2 protein-coding genes are annotated in these 1,773 nt (G+C 72.0%); both read right to left on the bottom strand.

Annotated features, from left to right (window positions below; all coding sequences use genetic code 11):
• Positions 1 to 53: 53 nt before the first annotated feature.
• Positions 54 to 545 (bottom strand): hypothetical protein, encoded by a 492-nt coding sequence (locus tag HII36_RS54995; RefSeq protein ID WP_173531352.1) that lies wholly within the window; start codon positions 543 to 545, stop codon positions 54 to 56.
• Between the two features lie 47 nt (positions 546 to 592).
• Entirely contained in the window at positions 593 to 1,477 is an 885-nt protein-coding gene (locus tag HII36_RS54990) for a hypothetical protein (protein ID WP_173531351.1), read from the bottom strand.
• Positions 1,478 to 1,773: the final 296 nt, after the last annotated feature.

Genomic DNA, 1,773 nt, shown 5'->3' with positions numbered 1-1,773 from the left:
AGGCCCGCCCCCGGCAGGCCTTCCCTCGCGCCCTGCCGCCTCGCCTCAGGTGGTCAGCGGGGCAGGGGCACGCTGGCCTTGGACCAGCAGTAGTCGACGCCGTCCAGCCGGTTCCAGGTGGTGAACGACGCCTCCACCGCGCGCGGCCGGTCGTCGGCGTACAGCAGGACGTCGGGGCGGGCGGTCAGGAAGGCCACGCCGTCGGCGTCGGTGGTCACCGTCCGGCCGGCGCTGCCGTGGGCGCCGTTGACGCTGACGTACCCGATCGCGAGCTCGACCGGCGCGCCCGCCAGCGGCCGGCCCTGACGGGTGAGCCGGGCACGCAGCGTCACCGTCCCCTCCTGCGGCCAGGACGCCGGCGGCGTCAGCTCCAGCCGGGTGGGCACGCAGCCGCCGCCGCAGCCCGCCACCGAGGTCACCGCCGAGGTCACCGACGCCGTCATGGCGGCGGCGAGCAGCACCGCGCCGCAGAGGGAGCGGCGGCTCCCCCGGCGGCGCGGCACCCGCCCCGCGCACAGCGCACGCAGCGCATGAAACGCACACACCGCACGAAACGCGCGCAGCGCACGAAGCGAAGGACTCAGCGAAAGGTTCAGCAAAGGCCGCTTTCCGACTCGTCTCCGCCACCGGCGAACTCGCCGTCGTACGGCCAGACATGGTAGGCGAGGAAGGCCAGCACGGCGTCCTTTTCCTGGATGTCCTCCGCCGAATCCCCCTCGCGCCTGGGGTCGATGAGGGCGATCAGGTTGGCGGCCGGCTTGCGGGCGCCGTCGGCGCCGAGTTCGCCGCCGGGCACCGAGACGCCGTTGACGGTCGGCGGCTGCGCCTCGCCGGGGGTGGCCTCCCAGCCCCACTGGCCGACGCCGGCCCCGAAGATCTCGATCTCGATGACGAACCTCGTGGGCTGCTTGTTGTTGTACAGGTGCATGCGCACCTGGTCGAAGACGCCCTTGCGGTCGACGTGCACGGCGAACACGTCGGGTCCGGGGATGCGCCGGTCGACGCGGAACCAGTAGTCGATGTCCAGGTCCAGGGAGACCCGGCCGAGCGCCAGGTCCACGCTGCCGTAGCGGCCCGACAGGCCCTGGAACAGCTGACCGACGACCGCGGGCACGGCGATGGTCAGGTCGCTCCTGGGCTTGCCCGGCTCGATGGTCAGGTCCTGCAGGTCGTTGACGGTCAGCGACACGTCCTTCAGGGTGCTGGGCTTGACCTCCATGTGGCCGTAGAAGCGGCCGACGATGACGCAGTAGTCGGCGAAGGTCTTGTCGATGTCCTCGCCGCGGGGCACGCGCACGTGCATGTCGCCCACGACGTTGATCTTCTCGGTCCTGGGTGCGGACGTCAGGCGCACCCGCCACTGCTCGGTCCCGGTGACCGCGATGGTGGTCGCGTGGCCGAGCCTGGTGACCTCCAGGAACAGGTCGCTGGCGCCGATCGTCGGGTCGTCCTTGGTCTTCGGATCCTTGAAGATCATGTCGGCTTCGACGTGGACCTGCCCGGACAGGGTGTCGGCGCCGGCGCCCTGGCCGCCGTCGGCGGTGGCGGCGGTGTAGGTGAGGTTGGGACAGTGTTAACCAGTCGGAAATACTGGAACGCTCCACCTCGCCCGGGGGCGACACGTGCGCGCGCGTCCGCCTCGTCAGGCGTGCGCGCGGGGCGGGGCTCGCGCAGACTGCGCATAGGACGATCCAGCCGAACCCCGGGGAAGCCATGCCGCCCAAGACGCTGATCCTGGCCGCCGCGGCCGTGGCGCTGCTGGCCGCCCGCTGC

This window comes from Nonomuraea antri (assembly GCF_013283785.1).
In the GTDB taxonomy this organism is placed as follows: Bacteria; Actinomycetota; Actinomycetes; order Streptosporangiales; family Streptosporangiaceae; genus Nonomuraea; species Nonomuraea antri.
This window is presented reverse-complemented; position numbering and strand designations above follow the sequence as displayed.

What these genes read in the sequence shown, in the direction of transcription:
- HII36_RS54990 (WP_173531351.1), bottom strand. Translation starts at nt 1,477, where the DNA reads ATGATCTTCAAGGATCCGAAGACCAAGGACGACCCGACGATCGGCGCC.